The 1,759-nt window shown below is 77.4% G+C and carries 3 protein-coding genes; 2 read left to right on the forward strand and 1 reads right to left on the reverse strand.

The features are described from left to right. A partial coding sequence (locus tag WCS02_RS20105; protein WP_340296078.1) for a phosphotransferase occupies positions 1-436 on the forward strand: 436 nt, incomplete at its 5' end. A gap of 3 nt (positions 437-439) precedes the next feature. Here WCS02_RS20105 and WCS02_RS20110 read toward each other — a convergent pair. After that, complete coding sequence (locus tag WCS02_RS20110; RefSeq protein ID WP_340296079.1) at positions 440-1,357, reverse strand: PH domain-containing protein; 918 nt, start codon at positions 1,355-1,357, stop codon at positions 440-442. A 180-nt stretch (positions 1,358-1,537) separates the two neighbouring features. On the opposite strand from WCS02_RS20110, the gene WCS02_RS20115 reads away from it, so the two are divergent. Then, positions 1,538-1,759: hypothetical protein (locus tag WCS02_RS20115; protein ID WP_340296081.1), on the forward strand; the 222-nt coding region annotated here is incomplete at its 3' end.

Consider the following 1,759-nt stretch of genomic DNA (forward strand, 5'->3'; position numbering starts at 1 on the left):
CTCCGCGGTCGACCCGGCGTGGCTGGCCCGGCCGGCGGAGGCCGCGCTGGCGCTGGGGCGGGGGCTGCGCCGCCTGCACGACGCGCTGCCGGTCGAGGGGTGCCCCTTCGGCTGGGACACCGACGTCCGCTCCGACGACCGGCCGGCCGCGCAGGCGCTGCTCGGCGGGCGCCCCCCGGACGACCGGCGCGTGGTCTGCCAGGGCGACGCCTGCGCGCCCAACACGCTCCTGGCCGACGACGGGTCCGTCACGGGGTACGTCGACCTGGGCCGGCTCGGGGTCGCCGACCGGTGGGCCGACCTGGCCCCGGCGTGCTGGAGCGCGGACCACAACTACGGCCCGGGCCACGCCGACCTGGTGTGCGAGGGCTACGGCGTCACCCCGGACCGTGAGCGGCTGGCGTGGTACTCGGCGCTGTGGCATGCCGACGGGTAATGGTCAGGACCTGAGCTCCCGCCACTCCCGGACCACATCGACGTCCGGTCCGAGGACTGTCCTCGCCCCGCCGGTCGTGAGCTCGACGACGACCCCGGGCTCGTAGCGGCCCTTGCTCCGGACGTCCTGCACCTGCGACCAGGGCAGGTGCTCGTGGCGGCGGAACGGGCGGGGGAGCGTCATCCCGTCCGCGTCGACCGTGATGGCGGAGGACGGCAGGCGAGAGGTCACGAGGGCGACCAGCCCGACCATGAGGCCGAACCCGACGAGGGCGGCCGGGACGGGCAGGTCGAAGACGTTCACCAGGTTGACGCCCATGACGGCGACGAAGACACCGAGGTTCCGCGACAGCCAGGACTGCTGCGCCATCTCCTCGGGCGTCAGCCGCCACGTCTGGGGCAGCCCCGCAGCCGGACGGTCACCCCGGTGGCGCTCCCGCCACCCCTCGACCACGCCGCCCGGCGTGCGGCGCGGCAGCTGCACCAGCTCGCCGGTGTCGAGCTCCACGTAGGCGTCCGGCCGGTCGACGCCGAGGGTCTGCGGACGGCGCACGCGGCGGACCCTGTCCCAGGCGACGTCGCGGTCCCGAAGGCGGCTGGACACCCGGACGCCGGACGCCGACGCGGCCACCCGGCGGGGCTGCCGGAGGCCGGCCGCGACCAGCAGCGCGGTCATGGCCAGGACCACCACGGCCAGTGCCGCCCACCAGGGGTCCGCGCTCAGGACAGCGACGACGGTGGCCGCGACCGCGAGGGTGCCGGTCACCACGACGGCGGTGACCCACCAGCGCGACACCGGCACCTCGTGCACCGGCTCGCCGGTCAGGCCGGGGCGTGGACCGGTCGGGGCGAGCGGCCGGTCCGGGACCCGCGGCCGCGAGGCGGCGCGGGGCCCGGTGGGCTCGTCGCCCTCGGGGCCCACCAGGCGCCGGCGGCGACCGGCGTCATGCCCGGCACCCTAGAGCCCCCGGCATGCGGTCAGTCTGGACGAGGCGGCCGCGTCCGCACGCGGATCTCCGCAATCCCGCCCGCGAGGACCGGTCCCTGCCTAGGGTCACCAGCACCTGCCCCGGGGAGCCCCGGACGGTCAGGTGGCCGTGCGGTGGTGCACACCCCCGAGGGCGTCTCCACCGGGGCCGGGGGAGAACTGTCGATGCTGCTGCGTCCTCGTGCACGTGTCCTGACCGGGTCGGCGCGGGCCCGGAGGGCGTCCGCGGCCGCCGTGACCCTCGGCCTCGTGGTCGCGACCGGCGTGCTCCTGCCGGCGGCGTCGGCGGTCCCGGCACCCGCCCGCGACGGGGCCGCCGCCCGGGCCACGGTCGAC

The organism is Aquipuribacter hungaricus, from assembly GCF_037860755.1.
Classification (GTDB): Bacteria; Actinomycetota; Actinomycetes; order Actinomycetales; family JBBAYJ01; genus Aquipuribacter; species Aquipuribacter hungaricus.